Source organism: Syntrophorhabdaceae bacterium (genome assembly GCA_036504895.1).
Lineage (GTDB): Bacteria > Desulfobacterota > Syntrophorhabdia > Syntrophorhabdales > Syntrophorhabdaceae > PNOM01.
Genome location: DASXUJ010000065.1, coordinates 1 through 25072 on the forward strand (window position 1 = coordinate 1; position 25072 = coordinate 25072).

General features: G+C 55.2%; 20 protein-coding genes. 7 read left to right on the forward strand and 13 right to left on the reverse strand.

What is annotated here, in order from left to right; all coding sequences use genetic code 11:
- Window positions 1–1862 (forward strand): PAS domain S-box protein (locus VGJ94_08825; protein HEY3276710.1); only part of this gene is annotated, 1862 nt, incomplete at its 5' end.
- Between the two features lie 188 nt (window positions 1863–2050).
- Window positions 2051–2869: a methyltransferase domain-containing protein gene (locus tag VGJ94_08830; protein ID HEY3276711.1), complete on the forward strand. Its 819-nt coding sequence runs from the start codon at window positions 2051–2053 to the stop codon at window positions 2867–2869.
- A gap of 25 nt (window positions 2870–2894) precedes the next feature.
- Here VGJ94_08830 and fabI read toward each other — a convergent pair whose 3' ends face one another.
- Window positions 2895–3722, reverse strand: a complete 828-nt coding sequence (gene fabI, locus VGJ94_08835) for an enoyl-ACP reductase FabI (protein ID HEY3276712.1) — start codon at window positions 3720–3722, stop codon at window positions 2895–2897.
- Window positions 3723–4038: 316 nt separating this feature from the next.
- On the opposite strand from fabI, the gene VGJ94_08840 reads away from it, so the two are divergent.
- The 3 genes from VGJ94_08840 to VGJ94_08850 all read left to right on the forward strand — a co-directional run bounded on the left by VGJ94_08840 (window position 4039) and on the right by VGJ94_08850 (window position 7234).
- On the forward strand, window positions 4039–4392 hold the full coding sequence (locus VGJ94_08840; protein HEY3276713.1) for a hypothetical protein: 354 nt from the start codon (window positions 4039–4041) through the stop codon (window positions 4390–4392).
- A 238-nt stretch (window positions 4393–4630) separates the two neighbouring features.
- Complete coding sequence (locus VGJ94_08845) at window positions 4631–6097, forward strand: MBOAT family O-acyltransferase (GenBank protein HEY3276714.1); 1467 nt, start codon at window positions 4631–4633, stop codon at window positions 6095–6097.
- A gap of 9 nt (window positions 6098–6106) precedes the next feature.
- Complete coding sequence (locus tag VGJ94_08850; protein ID HEY3276715.1) at window positions 6107–7234, forward strand: hypothetical protein; 1128 nt, start codon at window positions 6107–6109, stop codon at window positions 7232–7234.
- A gap of 33 nt (window positions 7235–7267) precedes the next feature.
- On the opposite strand, the gene radA is transcribed toward VGJ94_08850, so the two are convergent.
- The 10 genes from radA to VGJ94_08900 form a co-directional block, all read right to left on the reverse strand.
- The gene (gene radA, locus VGJ94_08855) at window positions 7268–8593 is read right to left on the reverse strand and encodes a DNA repair protein RadA (protein HEY3276716.1); all 1326 of its coding nucleotides are present in this window, start codon (window positions 8591–8593) and stop codon (window positions 7268–7270) included.
- Window positions 8586–9428 carry a sugar phosphate isomerase/epimerase gene (locus VGJ94_08860; GenBank protein HEY3276717.1) on the reverse strand — a complete coding sequence of 281 codons (843 nt, stop codon included), beginning with the start codon at window positions 9426–9428 and terminating at the stop codon, window positions 8586–8588. Before VGJ94_08860 ends, radA begins: the two co-directional genes overlap by 8 nt.
- Window positions 9429–9458: 30 nt before the next feature.
- Window positions 9459–10631 carry a Xaa-Pro peptidase family protein gene (locus VGJ94_08865; GenBank protein HEY3276718.1) on the reverse strand — a complete coding sequence of 391 codons (1173 nt, stop codon included), beginning with the start codon at window positions 10629–10631 and terminating at the stop codon, window positions 9459–9461.
- A gap of 8 nt (window positions 10632–10639) precedes the next feature.
- Entirely contained in the window at window positions 10640–11410 is a 771-nt protein-coding gene (locus VGJ94_08870; protein ID HEY3276719.1) for an enoyl-CoA hydratase/isomerase family protein, read from the reverse strand.
- A 154-nt stretch (window positions 11411–11564) separates the two neighbouring features.
- Window positions 11565–12704, reverse strand: coding sequence for a 6-oxocyclohex-1-ene-1-carbonyl-CoA hydratase (gene oah, locus VGJ94_08875; protein HEY3276720.1), 1140 nt, complete (start codon window positions 12702–12704; stop codon window positions 11565–11567).
- A 33-nt stretch (window positions 12705–12737) separates the two neighbouring features.
- The gene (gene had, locus VGJ94_08880; GenBank protein ID HEY3276721.1) at window positions 12738–13847 is read right to left on the reverse strand and encodes a 6-hydroxycyclohex-1-ene-1-carbonyl-CoA dehydrogenase; all 1110 of its coding nucleotides are present in this window, start codon (window positions 13845–13847) and stop codon (window positions 12738–12740) included.
- Between the two features lie 48 nt (window positions 13848–13895).
- Entirely contained in the window at window positions 13896–14648 is a 753-nt protein-coding gene (locus VGJ94_08885) for a 3-oxoacyl-ACP reductase family protein (GenBank protein ID HEY3276722.1), read from the reverse strand.
- A gap of 174 nt (window positions 14649–14822) precedes the next feature.
- Complete coding sequence (locus VGJ94_08890; protein ID HEY3276723.1) at window positions 14823–15266, reverse strand: GNAT family N-acetyltransferase; 444 nt, start codon at window positions 15264–15266, stop codon at window positions 14823–14825.
- Between the two features lie 35 nt (window positions 15267–15301).
- Window positions 15302–15745 (reverse strand): GNAT family N-acetyltransferase, encoded by a 444-nt coding sequence (locus VGJ94_08895; protein HEY3276724.1) that lies wholly within the window; start codon window positions 15743–15745, stop codon window positions 15302–15304.
- A gap of 100 nt (window positions 15746–15845) precedes the next feature.
- On the reverse strand, window positions 15846–17807 hold the full coding sequence (locus VGJ94_08900; protein ID HEY3276725.1) for an ATP-dependent helicase: 1962 nt from the start codon (window positions 17805–17807) through the stop codon (window positions 15846–15848).
- Window positions 17808–18038: 231 nt separating this feature from the next.
- Here VGJ94_08900 and VGJ94_08905 point away from each other — a divergent pair, with 231 nt between their 5' ends.
- The gene (locus VGJ94_08905) at window positions 18039–20705 is read left to right on the forward strand and encodes a PAS domain S-box protein (GenBank protein HEY3276726.1); all 2667 of its coding nucleotides are present in this window, start codon (window positions 18039–18041) and stop codon (window positions 20703–20705) included.
- 70 nt (window positions 20706–20775) lie between these two features.
- Window positions 20776–21768 (forward strand): hypothetical protein, encoded by a 993-nt coding sequence (locus tag VGJ94_08910; GenBank protein HEY3276727.1) that lies wholly within the window; start codon window positions 20776–20778, stop codon window positions 21766–21768.
- Between the two features lie 408 nt (window positions 21769–22176).
- On the opposite strand, the gene VGJ94_08915 is transcribed toward VGJ94_08910, so the two are convergent.
- Together VGJ94_08915 and VGJ94_08920 are read right to left on the reverse strand one after the other, a co-directional pair.
- On the reverse strand, window positions 22177–23295 hold the full coding sequence (locus VGJ94_08915; GenBank protein HEY3276728.1) for a hybrid sensor histidine kinase/response regulator: 1119 nt from the start codon (window positions 23293–23295) through the stop codon (window positions 22177–22179).
- 3 nt (window positions 23296–23298) lie between these two features.
- On the reverse strand, window positions 23299–25071 hold the full coding sequence (locus tag VGJ94_08920; GenBank protein ID HEY3276729.1) for an ATP-binding protein: 1773 nt from the start codon (window positions 25069–25071) through the stop codon (window positions 23299–23301).
- Window position 25072: the final 1 nt, after the last annotated feature.

The following is a 25072-nucleotide window of genomic DNA, read 5'->3' on the forward strand; positions in this document are numbered from 1 at the left end:
CCGGATGGAACCATTATGCGGAAAAGGTATTCGGCTGGTCCTCATACGAGGCCGTGGGTAATGATTTCTTTATATTTACGGCTCCCCCTGCCCCATACGAAACGCCTTCTCCCCTACCCGCCGCCGATGGCGTTCCCGTCCATGAGATAAGGACCCATTCGAATAAGCAAGGCAGCACGATCACTTGCGAGTGGAGCCACCACATCGGGAGAGATGGAAAAGGCACCATGACGGGCGCGGTCTCCGTGGGCAATGTTACCCGCGTTATGGGTGCAATCGAGCCGGCCGATGAGAGCTCCCGTTTTCTTCAGGCCCTGATCGACTCTATTCCGGACCCTATCTATTATAAGGATGGGAACGGGAAGTACCTGAACTGCAACAAGGCCTTTGCCATGGTCCTGGGGAAAGAGAGAGAGCAGATCGTGGGGAGGACCGTCTTCGATCTTCATCCCCTTGATCTTGCCCGCCATTACCAAGAAAAAGATTCCCAGCTTTTTCAGAACCCGGGGGTGCAGACCTATGAGGCCTCTTTCATGTACGCCGACGGGATGAGGCACGACGTCATCTTTGTGAAGGGCACGTTCCTCGATAAAGAAGGTGCGATCGGAGGGCTGATCGGGGTCATTCGCGACATTACCGAACGCAGAAGGGCGGAGACGAGACTCTCCGAATCGGAGGAGCGCTACCGTATCGCCATCGAACATTCCAACGACGGCGTCGGCATCCTGAAAGGGGACCACCATGTCTATGTAAATCAAAGGTATCTCGAGATATTCGGCTACGATAAGGTGGAAGAGCCGCTCAAGAAAAATATATTCAATACCGTCCACCCCGATGATCGCGAGAAGGTGAGGGCAATAAATCGGGCGAGACAAAAGGGCGAGCCGGTTCCTTCCCGTTATGAATTCAAAGGCGTCCGAAAAGACGGGAGCCCCATCCACGTGGAAGTCTCGGCCACGGAAATCACGTACAGGGACGAGCCGGCGGGCCTCGTCTACTTAAGAGACGTCACGGAGCGCAAGATAGCCCTCGATAAGCTGCAGGAGAGCGAAAGCAAATACAGGACCCTCTTCGACCACGCCACCGCCGCGATCTTTATCGTAAAAGACGATCAATTCATAGACTGTAATCAAAAGGCGTTAACCGTGTTTGACTGTTCCAGGGAAGAAATAATGGCCCAAACCGCGTTTCGCTTTGCCCCTTCCGGTGAAGGTGAAGCCAAAGACCCTTCTCAAAGGTTACGGGAAAGATTTGCCGCGGCCCTCGCCGGTCAAACCCAGTTTTTCGAGTCAAAAGCCGTCAGATACGATGGGTCCCCTTTCGACGCAGAGATCAGCCTGAGCCGCATCGAGCTTGAGGGGGAGTATATGCTCCAGGTCATCATTCAGGATATTACCCAACGGAAAGAGACCGAGCGGGAGCTCGAAACGAAATCCTTAAGCCTTGAAGAAGTGAACGTCGCCCTGAGGGTGCTTCTCCGGCAAAGGGAAAAGGATAAGAATGAGGTCGGTGACCATATTCTGCGCAACGTCGAGGACCTCGTGCTCCCCTACATAGACATCTTGAAACAAAGAAGGATGGACGAGCAGCAGAACGCATATCTGAATGTCCTCGAGATAAATCTGAAGAATATCATCTCTCCCTTTATGCACAGGCTGACGTCCGTGTTCGGTGGTTTTACCCCGGCTGAGATCAAAGTAGCAAACTTTATAAGGGAAGGTAAAACCATCAAGGAAATCGCCCGGATAATAGGGGTATCGGAGAGCTCCGTCAACACCCATCGGCAGCACATCAGGAATAAGCTCGGTCTCGCCAACCGAAAAACAAATCTGAGGACCTATCTCATGTCCCTCTCTAGATGATGATCTTTTATCATCATTTTCTAATCATTTATTAATCGTCAATCCCCTGCTCTATCTGTGCTAGTATTATACTGAAAGGTCGAACGTGAACAAGGGATGGGTGTGAAGCGTGGTGTCTTTGCCGCTCGAAAAGATACGGGAAACATGGGGCGACAGGAGGCAAAGATAACGATGAGGGAGAGTGCATTATGAAGAGCAGAATTATCGAGCGGGAAGAATTTTCATGGCCCGACAGGAGCACCCAACGGTACTGCACGGTCCGGGAGCGATATTTCCATGAAGGCAGGCCCGCGGGGCTTGCATCATCAGACAACGGGACCGGCTACACCGAAGGGATTCTGAATATTATGGATGTGAAACCGGAATGGACCGTGCTCGATATGGCCTGCGCCGACGGGGCACTTGCAATTGCCCTGGCAGAGCGGGTGAAACATGTGACGGCCGTCGATTTTTCGGAAAACATGCTCGAAATCCTCAAGGCACGCCTTATCACCAAGTCCATCACAAACGTGAAACCTATTCACGGGCAATGGGAAGACGACTGGAACGGCCTCGGGATCGGAATGCACGATGTTGCCGTGGCATCCCGTTCGGTCCGGGCGGACGACCTTCTCGACACGGTCCTCAAGCTCAATTCGTTTGCAAAAAAACGGGTATACCTCTCCACCGCGGTAGGGGACGGACCCTTTGACCGTGCAATTTATGAGGCGACAGGCAGAACACTGAATATGGGCCCCAGCTATACCTATGTCTATTACAACCTGATCTACCGGCGCATGGGCATCCTCGCCAATATCGCGTTCGTGAGAGAATCACGGGAGAATGAATGGTCCTCTCTCCAGGAGGCTCTGGACAGTCAAAAATGGATGTTCGGCGATCTGACCATGGAGGAAGACGAGAAGCTGAGACGCCATCTCGACCGCACCCTCATAGAGGCGGACGGCAGGTGGAGGCTTCCCTATGAGCGGGAATGCAGATGGGCCGTCATGTCGTGGGAGAAGGAGTAAGGGTCCCGGGGACTCTCGCCGCACTTTAGCCCATGATGTGGTACCCTCCGTCTACGAAGTGAAGTCCCCCGGTGATGCTTCTCGACCGGTTGCTCACGAGGAAAGCCGCCAGGAACCCTACCTCTTCGATGGAGACGATGTGACGCTCGGGTGATACGGTCTCGGCCCGGGTGACAAGGTCGTCAAAATGGTCGATGCCCGAAGCGGCGCGCGTCCTGATCGGGCCGGGCGAGATGCTGTTGACCCTGATCCGCTCCGGACCCAACTCCGCAGCGAGGTACCTGACTACGCTCTCCAGGGCCGCCTTCACGGGCCCCATCACGTTGTAGTGCTCCACTACCTTTTCGGACCCGTAATAGGTGATCGTAAGCAGCGACCCTCCGTCGGTCATGAGAGGCTCACAGAGTCTCGCCATGCGGATGAACGAGTGGCATGACGTATCCATGGCAGTGAGAAAACCCTCGCGCGAGCTGTCCGCCACCCGTGCATGGAGGTCTTCCTTCGGCGCAAAGGCGATGGAGTGGAGGGCGAAATCGAGTTTCCCCCATGTTTCGTCTATCCTTTCGAATACCGCCTCAAGCTGGCCGGGGACCGTGACATCGCAGGGCATGATAATGGGACACCCCATTTCTTCGGCCAGGGGTCTCACATATCTTTCCGTCTTCTCATGAGAATAGGTAACGGCAAGTTCGGCCCCCAGGAGCCGGAACACGAGGCCGCATCCGTAAGCGATGCTGTTTTCATTGGCCATGCCGAGGACCAGCCCCTTCTTCCCATTCAGAAAACTACTGAAGCCCGCCCCTATAATCTCCGCCAGTCCTTTTTTCCTCTCCTCCAAAGTGGTGCTCGTCATAGGTCCCTCCCCGATTTTTTGTTGCCTTGATCCCGGGCCGATGAGGCACAACCGCCGCCGGTACGGACGAAGCAACGTCCCCGGTTGCCGGTGATGGAGCGCTTCCTGTTATCGATTCAAGGGCCGGTCCCTTGACTCGGCCGAAGGCCTTTATCACTAACGACTAGCGACTGCCTTTATTTAAATATAAGGCGAATGGTAGCCAATGTGTCGGCACATGTGAAGGTATTTTCGCGCTCGGCGGCCCTCCCAGTTGACAAGGGGCGGCCAAACCAATTATTCTGATACCACTACTATATAATAAGAGGAGCGCCTCATGATACGAGCGAAATTGTGGTTCCGGTGCGCGGCCATGCACGACCCCGTCACCCCGAAGGTGGTCCAGCCCGCGCTCGTGGGCTGGGAAGGCAAGCAGCGAAGGGTCGACCTCACGATCGAAAGGGCCTTCAACGGCGAAGAGCTGATCCGCCGGATGAAGGGGTGGGTGACTACCGATCCGGCAAAGGTCATTGCCGTGGTGAAGGAGCACGCCAAAATGAAGGTCCTCGACGATTCAGAGCTGGTCCTCGAGATGGAGGACGAGGGGAATTATGAGGCACTTGAATCAGCCCTCAAAGCGGCCTTCGCCGGCGAGGTAGATATAGAGCGAATTCAAAAAAAGCGCCTCTAGGCGTGCATATTGTCCCTTCGACAGCTCGGGCACGTGGGGAAACGCGCCGCTCTTTGCCGGCCCACGGGGGTTTACCAAATATATCCGGAAGGGCCGGACCGCTCCTTCGCCTTCCGTGGCCGTTTCCTGCGGCAATTCACGCGTTCGATTTTGCATCTTCAATTTTGCGTTGACTTCTCCCCCTCATGTGATAAAATGAAAGGCTTCATCAATCCTTTTTCACTGACCTCACGAGGCTATGTTATTTAATTCACTAGATTTTCTCATTTTTTTCGCCCTTACCGCCATCGGATTTTTTGCCATACCGGAACGTTTCCGGTGGGCCCTCCTGCTTCTTGCCAGCTATGTCCTCTATATGTCATGGGAGCCTGCTTATACGGTGCTTCTCGCCGCCCTTACCCTTTTCAATTATTATGCGGCCCTCCGTATCGCGAGGGCGCAATCGGTGCGCGAGAAAAAGACGGCACTCATCCTCAGCCTCCTTTCGAATGCGGGCCTTCTCTTCCTCTTCAAATACCTAGGACTCTTCTCCCTTTCCGTTCAAGCCCTGTGCAGGTCTCTCAATATGACAGTGGCGATCCCGGTTGTCTCCCTGGCGCTCCCCGTGGGAATCTCCTTTTACACGCTCAAGATAATGAACTATACCGTCGATGTCTACCGGGGGAAGGTGGAGCCTGAAAGGAGACTCGGCTTTTTTGCCCTTTATGCGGCTTTCTTCCCCCAACTGCTTGCCGGGCCCATTGACCGGGCCGCCAAGCTCCTTCCCCAGTTCCATGAGAAGACCGGATTTGACTACCAGCGGGTAAGGGACGGGCTGGCCCTTATGCTGTGGGGATTCTTTCAAAAGATGGTCATCGCCGACAATCTGGCCGTCATGGTGGATAAGGTCTACGACAATCCCGCCCTCCACGGGGCGCCGGTCCTTGCCCTCGCGAGCCTGTTATTCACCTTTCAGATATACTGCGATTTTTCCGGTTATTCCGATATTGCCATAGGGGCAGCAAGGGTCTTTGGCTACAAATCGATGCAGAATTTCGATCGTCCTTACTTCTCCGCCTCCATTCCGGAATTCTGGAGACGATGGCATATTTCCCTTTCCACCTGGTTCAGGGATTACCTCTATATCCCGCTGGGAGGCAATCGAGGCTCCCGTGCCCGCTGGTACATGAATCTCATGATCGTCTTTCTCGTGAGCGGCCTGTGGCATGGCGCCAACTGGACCTTTGTGGTATGGGGCGCCATCCATGGATGCTTCTACGTGATCTCTACCCTGACTCTGGGCGTGCGGGAGCGGATCGCGGTCCTTACGGGCCTGGCGCGCGTACCATCGGTCCACAAAGGGCTGCGGGTGGCGATTACCTTCTGCCTCGTCACCTTTGCCTTCATATTCTTCAGGGCCCCCACCCTATCTCATGGTGTGACGATCGTAGAGCGGCTCGTGACGGGATGGGGCGGCACATTCGGGCAAGACGGCGCAGGCGCCTTGATGGCCTTTATCCGGTCCAATTTTTTCGAATTTTCAGTCGGTCTCCTCTCCGTGGCGCTTATGGAGACGGTCCACCTGGTGCAGGACAGGCCGAAAGCGAGGGATATGTTCCGGAGCGGTCCGGCATGGGTACGCTGGCCCCTCTATTACGGCCTTATTGCGGCGGTCCTCCTTTTGGGCAGTTTCGGCTCCCGGCAATTTATATACTTTCAGTTCTAGGTGGGCAGGATGAAACGGTTCGTTCTTAGAATTTTGCTTTTCCTGGTCCCCTTCGCGGCCCTGCTTGCGATCGAGATTTTTCTGCTTCCTATCGACTTTTTTACCTTCAGGGTATGGGAAGCCTTGAAAACGGACAGCATGAGCAAATACCTGCCGGGCTATTTCTACCCGGACATGAGCGTTACTAAAGTGGAGGAAGGAGATCTCGGGCACCATTCAGTCAATGGAGTGAAACGAAGGGTAGAGTGGAGGACGGACCGGGGCGGCTACCGGAACTCGTGGCCCGCGAGCGAATGTGGGACGCTCATCATCGGCGATTCGAATGGCGTGGGCACCGGCCTTACCCAGGAAGATACGCCGGCCCGTGCCCTGGCGCGTGAGCTCGGGGCAAAGGTCTACAGCTTCGCCCCCGGCTCGGTGAATGCCTATTTGAAGGAGCAGCGTTTTCTCGATCACCCTCCCTCCCTCGTGATACTCCTGTCCATAGAGCGACAGGTCGTGACGCTCAGGCCGGTAAAGAAAGAGCTCGTCTCCCCGTCCGCCTTCGAACGTCAACTCATCCGGGCACGCTCCCTCATGTCGGAAAACCGGATGGTCGAAAAGGTCGCCATACCCGTTGACAGGGCTTTCAAGGCGATCATGCTCCATTATGTACGGGCCGAGATCAGACGGAACCTCTCCTTATCCACCCCCGGCGGAGGAAAAGGGGAAGGGCAAAAGAGGGTACTCTTTCTCCCCCCGGGACTCTTCGGTCACGAGGTACCCGAGGCGCTCCTCAAGGAAAGCGTGAAAGTGATTGCAGGGTACCGGGACGCGTTCGAGCGGCGGGGAGTCCGCTTTCTCTTTCTTCCCATTCCGGATAAGGAGAATATCTACCATGACCTCGTTCCCCTGAAAGAGAAACCTCTTTTTCTGACCCGCCTCGTACCGGCACTTCGAAAGGAAGGGATAGAGACGGTCGATGTCCTGAACGCCTTTGAGGGGACCTACCGTGAGAATGGTCCCGAACTCTACCTGTCGGACGATACCCATTGGGGTGCGGAAGGCGTAAGGATCGCGGCAAGGCTCATAAAACAGGAAATTGCCGGAAAGGCCCCGTTGGCAGGCGCGGCGGGCGGGATGTCGAAAACCCCCTGAAAAACTAATATTTATTCGTACCCGTGGGAGATGTTACTTCCCCGTGATATGCTCGTAAAACTCTTTGAGGTTTTTGAGAGTCACTATGTCCATACCGTCCATTTTCTCCATGCTCCTCGGACAGAATATCTTGGTGATGCCCAGCCGCTCGCACTCCTTCACCCTCGCCTCGATACCCGCCACCCTTCTCACCTCTCCCGTGAGGCCCACCTCTCCGACCAGGGCCGTATCTTTGCCGAGGCTCCGGTCAAGAAAGCTCGACAAAATCGCGGCGGCCACAGCGAGGTCTATGGCCGTCTCGGTGACCTTCATGCCGCTCGTCACGTTGACGTAGATATCCCTGTCGAAAAGGGTCTTGCCGAGTACCTTCTCGATTACGGCAATGAGGATGTAGAGCCGGTTCATATCGTATCCCAGGGAGAGTCGCTTGGGCATGGCGAAATTGGTCTTCGGCGTGATGGCCTGCACTTCCAGTATAAGGGGCCTCGATCCCGAGATATAGGGGAAAAGCGTACTGCCCGGGCCGATCTCGCCCCTCTCGGCAACGAAAAACTGGGAGGCGTTCTCCACGCTGATGAGCCCTTCCTTTTGCATCTGAAATATGCCGACTTCATCGACGGAGCCATACCTGTTCTTTATCGCCCGGAGCATTCTGTATGGCAGGGTCTTGTCCCCCTCGAAATAGAGCACCGTGTCGACCATGTGCTCGAGGATCTTCGGCCCTGCGATGGCCCCTTCTTTCGTGACATGGCCGATGAAGACGTGGGCCGTTTCCTTCCGTTTCATCTCCCGAATGAGTCTGGACGAAACGTCCTTGATCTGGCTCGGGCTGCCCGGAAGCATGGGCAGTCTTGGATTATAGATCGACTGGATGGAGTCGATGATGACGAGGCCGTAGGAGGCCTCCTCGATGGCCGTGAGGATATCTTCCATGCTGCTCGTGGTGAGCATGGGGAAAGGATGGGAGAGCATGAGTCTTCGTCTTCGCGAGGAGAGCTGCCTTAAGGACTCCTCCCCCGACACGTAGAGAACCCCATGTCCGAGCTCCACCATCTTCGATGCGATTTCGAAACAGAGGGTGGTTTTGCCTATTCCCGGGTCTCCCCCGAGGAGGATCGATGAGCCCCGGGTGAGACCGCCTCCCAAGACGCGGTCCATCTCCTCGATACCGAGGACCACCCGCTCCTCGATAAAATCCTCTTCCCTTACCAGTACGGGCTTCTCCGGGGCTTCGATCGACCCGCTCTCGGCCCTGAACTCCTTGACCGTCTCCCAATTCCCGCACCGCGGGCATCTGCCGAGCCATTTCGAGGTCTCATACCCGCACTCGTCGCACATAAAGGCGGTTTTTTTAGCCATTGCGCGATACGCCCAGGTGAAGTTTGAGAAGAGATGCCTGATATTCGAGCATTTTGACGAGCCATGGCCTCGTCTTCGGCAGCTCATGGGGGGCCAGCTCCAGGGTCACGTATTCGTCGTACCCGAGCCTTCGGGCCGTATTCAGCAGCTTGGCCACGGGAAGGTCCCCTCTGCCGAGAAAAAGGTGGCTTTTGTAGCCGCCATAATCGCTTATATGAATATTTTTCAGCCGCCCGGTGGAGAAGAATTTGAGAAAGGCCGCCACCACATCACCCCCGAAAGTGCCGAGATGGGTCGTATCGAAGGTGAAATAGAGGTTCCTCTCCATCCCGAAGGAGATGAGGTCTTCGTAGGCATTGAGCACGTAAGGGGCAAGCATGAGCCGCTTGCCCAGAAGGGGCATATTCTCGACTGCAAGGGAACACCCCCGGCATTCGAATTCCTCCTGAAAATCCTTTACTTTTTTGAACCAGCGGAAGAATTTCATCTCCATACTGTACCACGAAGGGGGATGGAAGTTCACTACCCCGGCCCCGAGAATGGAGCCTATTTCAAGGGTGCGGGAAAGGATCTCCTGTGATGAGCCCCAGGACCTCATTTTCGCGAAGGGTGCGTGCACCGAATATACGGGGAGTATGTCAAGACATTCCCGGACTTTGTCGATAAAGCGCGGATCGTTGAAACGGCTGTCGATCACGAGGTCGCAGCCCTCGAAGCCCGCTTCCCCGGCTATGGTGAAGATATCCCTGATCGGCAGGTAATAGAGACAGCCGGTAGAGAAGAGTATCTTCACTTTGGCGCTTTTACCCGACTCGTGACGCAGGGAGGTAGGCAATACTGCCGCGGAGGGACGCGCAATGAACCGTCATAGGATCATTATTCTTTCGTCGATATCGGTAAGGATCCTGTATTTCCCGTTTTCGATGACGACCGTGTTCTCGATGCCGCACGCGCCTTTCTTCGGAAAGACGATCTTGGGCTCGATCGCAAAGACCATGCCCTCCTCGAGGGGATAATCATGGGTTGCGGAGATGAAGGGAAATTCGGCAAGCTCGATGCCTATGCCGTGGGCGAGGAAGCGTACTTTGTGAGGTTTATAGCCGAGATAAACATCGCCAAAGCCGAGCTCATCGGCAAGGTCGACCGAATATTCGAAGAGGTCGCGGCTTACCATGCCGGTCAGGGCCTTCTCGAGGACACGGTAATGGATCTCGCGGCATGCCTCGTAGGCGAGGATGTATAGATCGGGCATGGAGCCGATGGCATACATGCGGGTCTGGTCTACCTGGTATCCATGGTAACAGATGCCGAAATCGATGAGAATGGGCTCGTTCTTCCTCACCTTCTTCATGCTTGCCCCCACCGGAAAAGCGGGCGACAAGCCGAGACCGCCCATGGGGGAATCGGACTGGCTCACGATGCTTCCCGTCCGTCCGCTTATTATATGCCACGTGTAAGCTTCGTAATTGAGGGACCTGGTCCGGAGAAGCCCCTCGTGGCCCAGCTTCTTGGCATGAGCTTCGAGTATCCCGCCGATCTCGATCTCCGTCATTCCCTCCTTCAGTATGGAGGGAATGATCCCGTATACCTCTTTTTGAATGGCCGCCGCCCTTTCCATCAGTCCGATCTCGAAAGGTGATTTGATCTTCCTGAGCTCCTTGGTGAGAGGCGATACGTTGATGAGCTCGGCGTCGTCGATTATCTCTTGAAACTTCACTACATCATTGTAGGGGATCACGTCGAGCTGAAGCCCCACCCTCTTCATGGGGCTTATGTGGGTCTTGATATCCTTATGCGACCGGATGGGGATGATTGCAGAGAGGGGAGATTCTCGTCTTGCCCGGTTGATTTCCTGCTTTACGAACAGGATGGGCTCGCCGTCGAGGGGCACGAAGAGGAGGCTGTCCTGCATGGTGCCTGAAAGGTAAAAATAATCGATTTTATAATGGAAGAAGGCCCCATCGAGAGAGGCCTTTTCCATCAACGGCTTCAGTTTTGCGATCCTGCTGCCGATCTCTTCTTTTGAAGCGTATTGCATAGACCGTCCTACTTATCCTTCCACACTGCCTTTCTCTTCTCCATGAATGCGCTTATGCCTTCATTGGCATCTTCCGTCTTCATGCAGTCGTGGAGGTAGATCATCTCCGATGCCTTGAGGGCTTCCATGAAGTCCACATTGAGCCCGGCCTTGATGGCCCGTCTCGTCCACATGGCCACCGGACGGCTCTTGTTCAGGAACTCGGCGAGGAACTTGTCCACCCCTTCCTTGAAATTTTCAACGGGAATGACTGCGTTCACGAGGCCGATCGCCTCGGCTTCCTTCGCGCTGATCACTTTGCCCGTGAGCAGCAGCTCATAGGTTTTTTTAAGTCCGATGATCTTGGGGAACCATGCAGCCGCCACGGGAGGGAATACGCCCACGGCGATCTCAGGCTGACCGATCCTCGATTTCTCCGACGCGATCACGATATCGCAGAAGGCCATAAGCTCGCACCCTCCACCCAGGGACCTCCCATTCACTACCGCCACGGTCGTCACATCGAGCTCCGCCATGAGTCGGAACATGCGATGGAAGACTTCGATCATCTCGTTCACTTTGTCAGGGGTATGGTCCGCTACGTCGACGCCGTCACAGAACGCCTTTTCTCCTGCGTGGTCAAAGACGAGGAGCTGTACGGTAGGATCCTTTTTCACTTCCATAATTACCTGGTTGATCTCTTTCATCATCGAGATAGTGAGCCAGTTGGAAGGAGGCGTATTCAGGGTGATCCGTGCTACTTTATTCTTATTCTCATATGTGATGGAATTGAAGCTCATGATAATTCTCCCTTCTTTCCCGCCCCACCTTGTGCGGCGCCGATGACGGGCCTTCATTCGAGAGGGGCTGGTCTTGTTTTATTCCTGCGCCCGCAATACCCTCATAGGGTGAATAAAAAAGGGGGGGATATACCCCCCCTTCGTAATGCGCGTCTTACTTGGGTTTGCCCATAACAGCGCCCATGAAATTGTCGTCCACCAGTGCGCCCTCTGCGATGAGCTGGCGATACTTGATGAAATCGATTGTATCCATACCGGTGATCTTCTTGGTGTTGAATGCGCCGAAACCGAGATAGGCTTCGCCCATCATGTTCGTGGCCAGCCAGTATCTGTGGTCGTTCTTCATGGTATCCCAGAAGAATTTCTTTTTCTGACGGATGCCGTCGATTGACTTGTTCAGGCATCCCGGGAAGAGGTTCGCGAAGGTCCAGACGACCTTGTTGACCTCTGCGTCGAGGAGTGCGAAATCGTAGTCGTTGTTTTTCAGTTTCTCGTTGACCCAGCCTCTGGCCTGTTTGCCCTCGTCGCCGGTCTTGTTCTCGCCGTAAACGATCTCGCCGTCTTTGACGTATGACTCGGTGATTACCTGCGGGTTCCTTACCCATTTGCCGCTGTCGTCTTTCAGGACGGGGACTGCCTTGGAGATGAGGTTTTTCGCCTTCATCTTATATGCGGACCACATCTCGCAGCTTACGCAGTTCCACATTGCATCTTCTGCGGTCAGGAACCACGGGAGGAAATCGGAGGAGCCGCCCACAGGGGCTGAACCATGACGCGGACCGGCCTGGCCGTAGATGGCGAGGTCGGAAGAGATAGCGAGGTCACAGGCAAGGCCGATTTCCTGGCCGCCGGCGACTCTCATGCCGTTTACGCGGGAGATAACGGGTTTCTTGCACATAAGGATGGCATCGACCATGTTGTTGAAGAGTTCCATGTATGAGCCGTACTCTTCCGGACGCATGCTGTAATATTCTGAATATTCTTTCGTGTTGCCGCCCGTGCAGAAGGCCATCGGGCCTGTGCCGGTGAAAACGACGGCCACGACCGAGCGGTCGGTGGAGGAGTTCTCGAAGCCTGCGATTACGCCCTTCACCATCTCGGTGGTGTAGGAGTTATACTGGCCAGGGTTGTTCAGCCTGATCCATGCGACATAAAGACCCGGAACTACATTGCCCTTCGGGTCCGTGAGGGGTTTCTTTTCGTATACGGTGCAGGGAGCTTCCGTTCCCCAATGGTTTTCGCCGTGCCTGCTGTGATCCTTCATCGATTCTTCTCTGGGCATCCAACTCAGCATAAATTTCCTCCTTATAAGGTTTATTAGACGTCGTTAAAAATCAGGTGTCAAAACAACTCTCTTTGCGGGAGAGCCGGCCTTGTGAATCTCTTCGAAGGTGGCCGCGATCGTGCTCATGGGCCGAACCTCGACGAAGGGATCGATCGTGATCTTCTTGGAGAGGACCATGTCGAGAACGATCGGATAATACTCGGGCAGGCAGCCCCAGGTCCCGATGACTTCCGCGTCGAAAGCCATGAGCTTGGAGAACATATACTCGCTCTTCGCCATGCCGAAACCGACGAGGACCAGTTTGCCTACGAATGAAAGAAGGTCGAGGGCCAGTTCCTGGCCGGCTTTCGAGCCTGTTACTTCGAAGATCTTCCAGCCCGTGTTATCGACGGCTTTGGATTTGCAGAACGCTCTCCATTCGCCCACTACATCTTTATTCGTCTTGTCGATGGTGCTTATTACCGCGTCGCACCCATATTCCAGGGCTCTTTTGAGTTTATCGGGATTCCGGGCGATGCCGATGACGTTCTTCGCGCCGAGGGCTTTCGCGGTCTGGGCCATATAGACGCCTACGCCGCCTGTCGCTCCGATGATAATTACATTGTCGCCCGGTTGCAGGTCGGCTCTCTTGGCCGCCTGATAGGGAGTCGTTACCGCATCAGCCACCACGGCGAGCTGCTCGAGGGCATAGCTTCCCCTGTTCTTGACTTCGCAGAGGTCTACCGTAGGGACAGGTATATAGTTCGCGAAACCGCCGTACACGCCGATAGAGTTTCCCGGCATCTTCTGGGCGAGGCACCTGTTGCCCCTGCCTGTCTTGCAAAGGATGCATTTTCTGCACGGCATAACCGCGGGAATGATTACCTCTTTACCGATCCATGCGGCATCGCCTGCCACGACCGTGCCGGCAATCTCATGACCCAGTGCCAGCGGTGGCTTGCTTACCGTGGGAACGCCGTCAAAGAAATACCCGAGGTCCGTATGGCACACGCCGCAGCCGGCCACTTTCACCAGTACTTCGCCTTCCTTCAATTCCGGTACGGGAATCTCGGCCACTGCGAGCTTGCCGGGAGTAACCTCTTTCGTTTCCCTGTTCACGGACGTCGGTTGAACCATCTGCCACTGCTTTATCACATTTGGTACATCAGCCATGTAACACCTCCCATTTTAGTGGAATATTAAACTATCACCCCCCTGATTTTACGTCATTCCGTAACCGCCATCCACGGCCAGAAGTTGACCCGTAATGTATCGTGAGTCATCAGAGGCAAAAAACACAAAGGCTGGTGACACATCTTCCGGTTCCGCATATCGGCCAAGGAGTATTCTTCGCACGTAGATCTCCTTGAGCTTTTCATCAGTCGAGATCGTATGGGTCATCTCCGTGGTCACGATGCCCAATGAAATGACATTCGCCGTGACGTTGAACTTTGCCAGCTCTCTTGCCACCGACTTGGTCAGGGAGATCACCCCGCCCTTTGCGGCCGCGTAGTTGATCTGACCGATGGTGCCCGCCACCCCGGCGACCGAGGTGACATTGATGATCCTGCCGTATTTCTGTTCCATGAAATATTTCGATGCTGCTTTGGTGGTGAGCCAGGGGCCCCTCATCTGCACGTTTACCACCTCATCCCAGGTGGGCACCGACAGCTTGTGAAGCATGCCCGGCTTGGAAATGCCCGCGTTGTTTACGAGAATGTGGATGGTCCCGAAATTCTCCGCACACGCGTCAATTACCTTCTTCGCATCCTCTTCCTGCCCCACATCCCCCTTTACTGCAACTGCCTTCCTGCCCATATCCTGGATCATTTTCACAACTTCGTCGGCTGCCTTCTGGTTTCCTGCGTAATTCACCACGACATTTGCGCCTTCTTTGGCAAACTCAAGGCTGATAGCTCTTCCTACCCCCCTTCCACCACCAGTGACAACGGCGTTCTTGCCCTCTAGCTTCATAAGGTACCTCTCTTGGTATTTAATTGTGAAAAAATGTATTTGTAATAATATTATATATGAACAAAGTCCGTGTCAAGACAAAAAGATAAAGAAGGTGGTTCAATAATACCTTTTTCTCCCTCCCTGTTGCCCGGGAAATGAAATCGCCTTTCTCCCGGAAACGGTAACTGTTAACTATAGAGAGAGGCGGAAGTTAACCATGTCTCCCCTCCGGAAGCCCATGTTATCGAAAAATTTGAGGATATCCCACTTCTTCCAGTCCACGAAGACATATATTTTGTCCACGCCGACTGTCTTGAAAATTTCATATATTTTTTGAAAAAGGAGCTGAGATACCCCCTTGTCCTGCCACTCCCCGGCTACCCCCATGCTGTCGATCCATCCCACATTCTCCGGCACGCCGTATTCCCATCCGCTCGAGCTGCCGATAATGAAGCCTATTACCGTGCCGTCAACTTCAGCCGCCAGGGAAGGTAATCCCGACACCTCTGCCTTCTCGAGCCTGTTTTCCCAGTACACATCCCTTTTTTTTCCCAGGAGTGAATAGTCGATCCGGCAGACCGCTTCCAGGTCAGTGAATTTAAGCGGTCGTATCACGATATTTTCCGATGGTTCCATGCCCTGCCTTACCCCCGCGTGGTGAGATCGAAGAACTAAATATCCAGCTCGAGGTTTATCATATCTCCCCGCCTGAACCCCATTTTATCGAAGAACTGGAGAAGACCCCAATCCTTCCAGTTGACGAATACATAGACCGTTTCAATTCCGGTCTTTTTGAACATGGAAGTCATCTCGTGAAAGAGAAGCCGCGCGACGCCTTGATTCTGATAGTCCTTGACCACTCCGATGGTATCTATACAGGCCACATTTTCCGGAATGCCGTATTCCCATCCGCTCGCGGTCCCCATGATGAACCCGATTACACGGCCGTCCTTCTCGGCCGCAAGGGACGGCACCCCGGAGACTGCCGAGTGCTCGAGCCTGCTCTCCCAGTATTCTCTCCTCTTTTTTCCCAACAGATCATAATCGATCTCGGAAAGTGCTTCGAGATCCTTCAGGTTCAGGGTCCGTAATTTTACGGATTCCTTCAGATCCATGACAGCTACCCCCTTTTGACGGCAAGTAATATCACTACCAAGTATAGCAGCGGATAGACCCATGTCAATCAAGTGAAAAAAAGTATTTGCTCTTTCCCCTTTACCTGCCCCTGCGCGTCGACCGCCGCGAATTACGGCCCACTGCCTTTTTCGTGGAGCCGACCGCCCGCTCCTCAAAGGTCTTTTTCACGTCCGGCGCATTGAGGAACCGTGACGGCTTGACGCCTTTCTCGCCGACTCCGTCTTTTGCGCAGTAGCTGAGGTAAAGCTCGTCCTTTGCCCTTGTGACGGCCACGTAAAAAAGCCTCTTCTCCTCTTCGATCTCGTTGCCGTCTCCGTCGAAAAAAGCCCTCGCAGAAGGGAAGACGCCATCCATGAGGCTGATGAGGAACACCCTGCCCCATTCAAGGCCCTTTGCCGAATGGACCGTGGAAAGGGTGAGATATTCGAGGTCCCCGTCTTTCGCGTCTTTATCGGGATCAACTGCCACGTCCGCGAGAAAATCCCTGAGCGACCCGTACCGCCGGGCCATGCCCTGAAGCATCACAAGCTCCTTCACCTTCCCCGGCTCCTTCTTATATTTTGCGGTCAAAATCGGATCGTAGTACGCGATCACTGTGTCGAGAAGGGCCCCGGGAGAGAGGGAGGGGCGGGAAATGGACAGGAGGAGGTCACGTAAGCGCGCGAAGACCTCCGATTGGGTGCGGCCGGAGGCAAAAGGCGCGAATACCTTTTCCACGATCTCGCCCATGGCGGCGTAATGGGCGATCAGGCCGAGGAGCCTCTCCACGGTCTTGACGCCGATGCCGGGCAAAAGGAGCAGGACCCGGTGCCACGCGAGCTCGTCCGTGGGATTCGCCACCAGCCTGAGAAAGGAGATCACATCTCTCACGTGGGCCGTCTCATAAAATTTCCTGCCGCCGAAGAGCTTGAATCGCACCCCCCATTTCACCAGCTCGGCTTGAAGCTGCATCGAAGCGAAGGCGGTTCTGAAGAGGACCGCCGCCTCCCTCATATCGATGCCCTCGGCCTTCAGGCTCTGGACCTTCCGAACCACCCATGCGGCCTCATCGTAGGGGTCTTCGAAGCGGCGAAGCATCGGCTTTTCGCCGGTATAGCCGGTCGCGGACAGGAGTTTCTTCTCGAACTTTCGGGTCATGGTGCCGAGTACCGCGTTGCCCATATCGAGGATCGATTGGGTGCTGCGGTAGTTCGCCTCGAGCTTCACGACCCTGCAGCCCGTAAAGTTATCGGGAAAATCGAGAATATTACGGTGGTTGGCGCCCCTGAAGCCGTAGATGGACTGCCCGTCGTCCCCCACCACCATCACGTTTCCAAATTTCTTCGCGAGGAGGCGCACGATGTCGGCCTGGACCCCGTTGGTATCCTGGTATTCATCCACCATGAGGTAGCGGTATTGCTCGGAGAGCTTCTCCCGCACCTCGTCTATCTCCAGGACCACCTTGAGATAGACGAGAAGGTCGTCATAGTCGACGCAGTTGCTGCGAAGCTTATAGTCCGTATATTCCTTCTGCACCGAGCGGATCTCGTCCACACGGTCGTCATAATCGCGAAAGGACTTGCCCACCGCATCGTCCACCTCCATGCCCTTATTGACGCAAAGGCTGAAGACGTTCTTGAGCTCGTTCTTTTTCGGAAATTCCTTGTCCCCGTCAAAGCCCATCTTGTTGCAGCACCGCCTGATCGCCTCCTCCGCATCACCTTCGTCATAGATGGTAAAACTGGACGATATCCCGAGGCCCCGGCAGTAGCGGCGCAGCACCTTGGAAGCAAAGGAATGAAAGGTGCCCCCCTCGATGCGGGAGCAGCGCGGGTCATTGCGCGAAGCCCTCTCGATCATCTCATGGGCGCTCCGGCGAGTAAAGGTAAGGAGCAGGATCGATTCAGGCTCGACACCGTTTTGCACGAGGTGGAGGCAGCGGTATTCGATCACCCGGGTCTTGCCGCTCCCCGCCCCCGCAATCACGAGCACCGGTCCTTCAGTGGCGGTTACCGCCTCGAATTGAGACGGGTTAAGCTGACTCTTAAGATCTTCGGGCAACGGTCCTCTCCTGTTTCTTTTTTCCCGGGTGTAGTGCGGGTTGCATCAGAAGGGATATTAAAGTACGGATGGGAGGCTTTTGTAAAGAAGAGTGAATGTTGAAGAACCGTCGGGCGTCTATTCGCTGTCAAGCCATAAGTGATTATAGTCTTTGTAATTGCGGAGGATGGATGGCCGGCAAACCCGAGGAAGACCGCACCTCCACTGTACGATAAGGAGAGGGCAGGATACATGAAACCTCCGGGAGATATTGAACAAGGGGCCCCTTTAACGGAAGAGCAAAAGGCGCTTTACGCGGAGCAAGTCACGCAATTATACGGTAATTCCTATGTGGGTCTGTGTGCATCGGCAATCAATTCTGTCGTTCTCGTTATCATCCAAAGAAATGTCACTTCACCCACTGTCCTGATCGCATGGGTTGCGGTGCTGGCGGGGATAAGCCTTTTGCGATTCCGTGATGTCCATATATTTTTCAGGAGATCGCCGGAGATATCAGAGGCCGGCTATTGGGGCACGCGGTTCATCGCAGGTTTAACGTTGTCAGGTATGGCATGGGGCTCCTCAGCCGTCTTCCTCTTTCCAATCGAATCACTTGCCCATCAGACCTTCCTTGCTTTTGTGACCGGTGGCATGGTGGCTGGTGCTGCTGCGGCATTCTCCAGTATAGTCATAGCCTTTCTCGCCTATAGTGTGCCTGCCCTGACTCCAATCATCATCCGCTTTGTACTGCTTGGCGACGAGTTACATCTGGCCATGGGAGGGATGGCCCTTCTCTTCGGGCTGATGATGTTCCTCACCGCGAAACAAATTTATGCCGTGAGAATTGCGTCCGTGAAGCTGCGATTCGAAAACACCGGTCTGGTGACTCATCTTGCGGAACGCAGGCGGATGGAGGCGGCACTGCAGGAAAGCGAGCAGCGCTATCGCACACTCTTCGAAAAGAGCCTCGATGCAGTCATTCTCGCTGACCCCTCCGGAAAAGATACTATTCTCTCAGCCAACCCTGCTGCCTGCCGCATGTTTGGGCGAACCGAAGAGGAGATGATCGGTCTGTCACAGGATGAAATATTAGCCTCCCCCACGCCCGAACCGGCCGCTATGCTCAGGGAACGGGAGACAGGCCGGTACAGCAGAGAGTTAATGTACAGACGAGCGGATGGCACGATCTTTCCCGGTGAAGTCTCCACGAGTCTCTTCACCGACAGTAACGGGAGTTTAAGATCCGTCGCAATCGTGCGTGACATCACGGAGCGTAAGCGCGCCGAGGATATGCTTCAAAAAGCCCATGATGAGCTTGATCTTCGCGTGCAGAAAAGGACGGCCGACCTGAGCGAGGCAGTCGATGCACTCCATGAAGAAATCGATCGGCGCCGAAAGATCGAAGAGGACTTAGCGAGGCAGGCGGAGTTACTGAATCTCACCCACGATGCCATTATCGCCCATGACCTCGACAATAGAATCTTCTTCTGGAATAGGGGCGCGGAGGAGCGGTACGGCTGGACGAGCGCTGAGGTGAAGGGAAAAGTGACTGATAGCCTCCTTCAGACCGTATTTACCCAGCCGCGGGAGGAAATAGACAAGGAACTCCTCCTCCACGGCCGATGGGAAGGGGAGGTCGTACACACGACCCGGGAAGGCAGGAAAATTATCGTGGCGAGCAGGCGGGCATTACGGCGGGACAATCAGGGGAAGCCAATCGCTTTGCTTGAGATCAACAGTGACATCACGGATAGGAAACGCATTGAGGAGCAGCTCCGGCAGTCACAGAAGATGGAGGCGGTAGGAACCCTTGCCGGCGGCATCGCCCACGATTTCAATAATATCCTTGCCGCCATCCTCGGGTTTGGGGAAATGGTCGAAGAAGATCTCCCTCCGGGTAGCCCGAGCCTCTCCCATATGCACAGGGTAATCAGTGCGGCTCTCCGGGGACGGGACCTGGTGCAGCAGATTCTCGCCTTTTCCCGGAAGGCCAAAGTAGCAAGAACACCGGTATCACTATCTGCGCTGGTCAAGGAGACGGTCCAGCTCCTGCGGGCCTCGATCCCCGCCACGATCGATATCAGGCTCAATTTGAAGGCTTCCAGAGACATGGTCGTTGCCTCTCCCACTGAACTCCAGCAGATCGTCATGAACCTCGCCACCAATGCGTCCTTTGCCATGAGGGGGAAAGGCGGAATCCTGGGTATAGGCACTACCGATATCGATTTTGGACCCGATTCTCCGGTTCCGGATGAGGATTTAGAACCGGGCGAGTATGTCCAGCTCATAGTGTCGGATACCGGACGCGGCATAGAACCCCAAGTTATACAACGGGTTTTCGAACCCTTCTTTACCACGAAGAAGACCGGCGAGGGGACCGGTATGGGCCTGGCGGTCGTCTACGGAATAGTGCAAAGCCTCGACGGCACTATCACTGTTGAAAGCGAGCCGGGAGAGGGCTCCACGTTCCGAGTATGTCTTCCTGCAGCACGGACCGGCGAGCCGGTGGAAGAGGCTGAAAGAGGGCCAATTCCCAGGGGTTCTGAGCGCATCCTCTTTGTCGACGACGAGGAGGCCCTGACGGAATGGGGGCAGACCACACTGGAACGTCTCGGATACATAGTGACAGCCCTGACTGACAGCATGGAGGCGCTTACGCTTTTTTCCGATGATCCATCCCGTTTTGACGCGGTGATCCTCGACCAGACTATGCCGGCGCTCACCGGCCTCAATCTGGCCCTGAACCTTCTGGAGATAAGGCCCGACATCCCCATCATCCTTTGCACGGGACACAGCGCCAGCGTGTCTCCGAAAATAGCAAAAGAAGCCGGAATCAAGGGATTCCTCATGAAACCCCTCAGCAAACAGGAACTTGCAGTTGCGATCAGACGAGTACTCGATACAAAGTCCGAAGCTTAGGCGACCGCCGTCCTCTCAAAAACCTTAATTCAGCAGCCCCACGGGCGATAACATTTAAGGGAGGACAATTATGTCCCAACTTGATGAATGGGAAGAGGAAAAGATACGCAGGCTCCAGGGGTCCGGCACCGGGAAGGAGGAGACCGCGGTCCCGGCCGAGGCGGATGAGCCGCCCCCCAAAGGGTCTGACGGCCCCGGATCGGGTGGAGACGAGGGCAACTCCTGCCCTTCTTTCGAAGAAATTCCTCCTGCGGAAAATCTCAAGGAAACATTCACCCTAAAACTGTCTTCAATTATCGCATTTCAGATCTCCGCCCTTGTGGTGGCGCCCCTCTGTCTCGGTATGATCGGGTGGTTATTTCAGGGTGAAACGGCCCGATGGGCGTCAGTCCTGGTGGCATTTTTAGCCCTCCATCCCATACGGAGTGCGCTGGAAAGGAGCAGCTGGCCCGGCGACCGGAGCATTAACGTGATCACCACGGCCATCGTTCTCGTCGGGGGAGGCTTTGTCGCGGTGGTTCTTTTCATCTTTGTCTGGGGTCTCACCGGTATCGTAACGACCCAGAGAGAAGCTGCAAAGGCGGTGGAGCGAAGAAATATAATTTCCGAGAAGCAGCTTCCCCTTGCAGGTTACGAGCATGAGAAAGAGACCGCGAAATATCTCCAAATGGTCGCGCAATTGCGGGCATCCATCGATCCCCCGGTCCGGGAGGATAGGCAGAGGTGGTATGCCGATTACCGTCGCATCTATGTAGAGCCCCTCACGGAGATGGGATATGAATTCGACGTCACCCTGAGCAAGGCCCTCGATCGCTATATGGTGAGACAACTGCATCGCAGAACCGGCGACGACCTGGAGCTTCTGGTCTTCAATGGGGTCTGCTTCAGGGAGGATCTTTTCAGGGACGGCCTTATATCCTCCGACACGGGCGTCAGGCTCGCCCAGGTCGGCATCGAATGGGGCAAGGAACAGTCCGGAGGAGCCGAGATCCCCTATGGTAAACCCACCGTGTTCGAGAGCCGCTGCCCCATAACCGACGTAGCCCTCTTCTTTCACAGATAGCATTTGTTCGTGTATAGTCAAATCGGCTATATCCTCCCGGCATCCTTCTGCAATGCTTTCGACGCCGTACTGTATTCATTCACACCTCTGCCTGCGAGGATATGAGCAACCCGGACGGGGGCCGGCCTTTTAATCCCTGTTCCCGGCGTATTGATATATGCATGGTCCGGGAGATAGTGAAGAGGCTTAAACGCACTCGGGCTCGCGGGGGGAGGTTTTTCACGCGGAAATTCACACTATCAAAACGAGCGAGGAGGAGGATATCGCCGCCCGTCGGCGTGTATGGACGCCAAAGCCCGGCGACCGGAGCATGGGCGGCGAAGATGGGACATTTTTCCGCCTCAAGGCGCCCACTTCCGGCCGATTCAGCGGCCGTCCAGGTAAACGCGCCTTGCCTTACGCTTCTGTTTATGCCACAGGCAGATCGAACCAGAAGGTGCTCCCCTTGCCTTCCTCGCTTTCTACTCCTATCCTGCCCCCATGTGTCTCCACAGCCAGTTTGCAGAAGGCCAGGCCCAGGCCGGTGGAATATTTGCCTTTGCCGAAGCCCAGGTCCGCCTGGCCGAATTTCTCGAAGATCCTTTCCTGATCCTCCTTCCTTATTCCCGGTCCATTGTCCTGCACGGTCATGCGAACGCAGCCGTCCTCCTGCTCCACATTGACACGGACCGCACCACCGGCCGGAATCGCTTTCAGCGCGTTATCCACCAAGTTTTGCAATACTCTTCTTATCAGCTCCCGGTCCGCGCTTGCATAATAATCGCCGGAAGGCGGGTCGAATTGCAGCTCCCCCTGCCCCTGAAGGGCCTCCATATCCGATAATACCGCCTTTATGAGCGCCGCGACATCGAACCTGATAGGCATGAGCTTCAGGACCCCCGCCTCCATCCTGCTCACGTCGAGCATGGTCGAGATCATGGAGACCGTGGTGGCCAGGGACTGGGCGCCTTTGCGCACATATCCCAGGGTTTTCTGCGAAAGAGTCTTCTTCCCAGTCATCTCGATGAGGCCAAGATATCCGGAGACGGCGGTAAGGGAGTTCCTTAAGTCGTGGGCGAGCATGTGGACGAGGTTATCCCGCAGTCTCTCCGCTTCACGGAGCTGTTCGTAACTGCGCTCCAGCTCCCGCCCCCGGGCGCGAAGCTCGAGGTGAGTTTTCACACGGGCCTCCACCTCCTCGAACTGGAAAGGCTTCGTGATATAATCGACGCCGCCTGTCTGAAAGGCCTTGATCTTGTCTACAGTTTCGTTGAGGGCGCTTATAAAGATTATAGGAATCTCTCTCAAGGCGCTGTCGGCCTTCAGCCGCTCGCACACCTCGTAACCGCTCATCTCCGGCATGTTTATATCCAGGAGGACGAGGTCCGGTGGATTGTTCTGCACTGCCTGAATGGCCAGTTTTCCACTGAGGGCGGCTCTCGCCTTGAATCCCCCTTTTTTAAGCATTCCCGTCAAAAGCTGCACGTTCACGGGGTTATCGTCTACAATAAGAATACTTTGTTGCTGCCCTGCCTTTTCAGTCGTCATATGTCACCTTTTCTCGATCATTTTAAGGAGGCTCTTCATATCGAATATCTCCGCGAGGCCCCTCAGCTTCCGGGCGAGGCCGAGGTCCAGGGTTTCGACTTCGGCAGCGAGCTCGAGAATGTGCTCGAAATCCCCGTCTATGGCCGCTTCCTTTATCCGTCCGATCATCTCCTCCGGGATGTGGCCCGCGAGCGGCCTGTCGGCGTCCTCCGTGCCGGCAAAGCCTTCTTCCTCTTTCTCGCCCCCGTATATATACTCCACCTCCAGAAGCCGCCCCATCTTCTCCAGCAGGTCGGTCTCCCTGAAGGGTTTGCTTACGAAGTCGTCGGAGCCGGCAATAAGCGCCTCTTGTGCATTCGACCCTAAAGAACTGGCCGTGAGGGTGATGATCCGTGGCTGATCGATCCGGGGACTGGAACGGATACGGCGAATCGCCTCATACCCGTCCATAAGGGGCATGCGCAGGTCCATGAGCACAAGGTGCGGTTGCCATTGCAGGACCTCATCGACCGCCTGGATGCCGTTCACTGCCTGGCGGATTTCAAACCCCACGTGCCCCAGAAGGCTCGCGATGAGAAGACGGTTATCATCGTTATCGTCTGCAACGAGGATACGAGGGGCAGGCACGTGGGACTTGAGTCCTTCGATCCTGCCCGGTTTTGCTTCAATCTGTGCGATCTCCGACCCTTCACTGAAAGGCACCCGAAAATAGAAGAGCGCCCCCTTGCCTTTCTCGCTCCTCACCCCGATCTCTCCTTCCATGAGCCGGATGAATTCACGACTGATCGCAAGACCCAACCCCGTTCCCCCGCCCGTTTTGATCCCCACGTCCGTCTGTTCGAAAGGCCGGAAGAGGCGTGCCCTGTCCTCTTCCCCGATGCCGTGACCCGTATCTTCCACTTCTACGGAGAGCAGCCCAGGTCCTTCAGTACTGATGCGCACGGCGATCTCTCCTTCCTCCGTGAATTTGACTGCATTGCCCAGGAGGTTCACGAGTACCTGCCGCAATTTGCCCTCGTCGGTGACAATAAAGCGTGGCACCTCGTCTGTGCGTTGCATGGTAAAATTGAGACCTTTCCCGTCCGTCCGAAGGCCGAACATCCGCTCGAGGTCGTCAAGAAGGGCATGAAAGTCAAAAACACCGGGGTTCAGCACGACTCTGCCCGCCTCTATCTTGCTCATTTCCAGAATATCGTTAATAAGGGCGAGAAGGTGCTCCCCGCTGCGGTTGATAATATCGAGGCGCTGCTTCTGGAGGGGCGTTACCGCCGTCTCCCGTTCGATGAGCTGGGAGAAACCCAGAATGGCGTTCATGGGTGTTCTGATCTCGTGAGACATATTCGCGAGGAACCGGCTTTTTGCCAGGTTCGCCGCGTCAGCAACCTGCTTGGCGTCTCTCAGCCGCTCCTCCATCTGCTTGAGCTGGGTGATATCGACGAAACTTTCAAGGAGGTGAGGACGTCCGTCCAGGATGACAGGCACGACCGTCTTGATGATGGGCACCCTCTTTCCCCCTTTCGTGACAAGGGTGCGCTCGGCATTATCGGTCACCTGGCCCAGGTCTGTGACGGGACATTCCCCTTTCCGGGCAAGGCTCGTGAATTCGTGACATACATGACCTACAATATCCTCTTTCGCCATTCCGATAAGTTTAGCTGCCACCGGGTTTACGTCGACTATCATATGGGTTTCCGGATCAATAACCATAATGCCCGCAAAAACCGATTCGAGTATAGTCCTTGCTTTCAGCTCGCTTTGCCGGACCGTTTCTTCCATT

What these genes read in the sequence shown, in the direction of transcription:
- VGJ94_08830 (HEY3276711.1), top strand. Translation starts at nt 2,051, where the DNA reads ATGAAGAGCAGAATTATCGAGCGGGAAGAATTTTCATGGCCCGACAGG.
- fabI (HEY3276712.1), bottom strand. Translation starts at nt 3,722, where the DNA reads ATGACGAGCACCACTTTGGAGGAGAGGAAAAAAGGACTGGCGGAGATT.
- VGJ94_08840 (HEY3276713.1), top strand. Translation starts at nt 4,039, where the DNA reads ATGATACGAGCGAAATTGTGGTTCCGGTGCGCGGCCATGCACGACCCC.
- VGJ94_08845 (HEY3276714.1), top strand. Translation starts at nt 4,631, where the DNA reads ATGTTATTTAATTCACTAGATTTTCTCATTTTTTTCGCCCTTACCGCC.
- VGJ94_08850 (HEY3276715.1), top strand. Translation starts at nt 6,107, where the DNA reads ATGAAACGGTTCGTTCTTAGAATTTTGCTTTTCCTGGTCCCCTTCGCG.
- radA (HEY3276716.1), bottom strand. Translation starts at nt 8,593, where the DNA reads ATGGCTAAAAAAACCGCCTTTATGTGCGACGAGTGCGGGTATGAGACC.
- VGJ94_08865 (HEY3276718.1), bottom strand. Translation starts at nt 10,631, where the DNA reads ATGCAATACGCTTCAAAAGAAGAGATCGGCAGCAGGATCGCAAAACTG.
- VGJ94_08870 (HEY3276719.1), bottom strand. Translation starts at nt 11,410, where the DNA reads ATGAGCTTCAATTCCATCACATATGAGAATAAGAATAAAGTAGCACGG.
- oah (HEY3276720.1), bottom strand. Translation starts at nt 12,704, where the DNA reads ATGCTGAGTTGGATGCCCAGAGAAGAATCGATGAAGGATCACAGCAGG.
- had (HEY3276721.1), bottom strand. Translation starts at nt 13,847, where the DNA reads ATGGCTGATGTACCAAATGTGATAAAGCAGTGGCAGATGGTTCAACCG.
- VGJ94_08885 (HEY3276722.1), bottom strand. Translation starts at nt 14,648, where the DNA reads ATGAAGCTAGAGGGCAAGAACGCCGTTGTCACTGGTGGTGGAAGGGGG.
- VGJ94_08890 (HEY3276723.1), bottom strand. Translation starts at nt 15,266, where the DNA reads ATGGAACCATCGGAAAATATCGTGATACGACCGCTTAAATTCACTGAC.
- VGJ94_08895 (HEY3276724.1), bottom strand. Translation starts at nt 15,745, where the DNA reads ATGGATCTGAAGGAATCCGTAAAATTACGGACCCTGAACCTGAAGGAT.
- VGJ94_08905 (HEY3276726.1), top strand. Translation starts at nt 18,039, where the DNA reads ATGAAACCTCCGGGAGATATTGAACAAGGGGCCCCTTTAACGGAAGAG.
- VGJ94_08910 (HEY3276727.1), top strand. Translation starts at nt 20,776, where the DNA reads ATGTCCCAACTTGATGAATGGGAAGAGGAAAAGATACGCAGGCTCCAG.
- VGJ94_08915 (HEY3276728.1), bottom strand. Translation starts at nt 23,295, where the DNA reads ATGACGACTGAAAAGGCAGGGCAGCAACAAAGTATTCTTATTGTAGAC.
- VGJ94_08920 (HEY3276729.1), bottom strand. Translation starts at nt 25,071, where the DNA reads ATGGAAGAAACGGTCCGGCAAAGCGAGCTGAAAGCAAGGACTATACTC.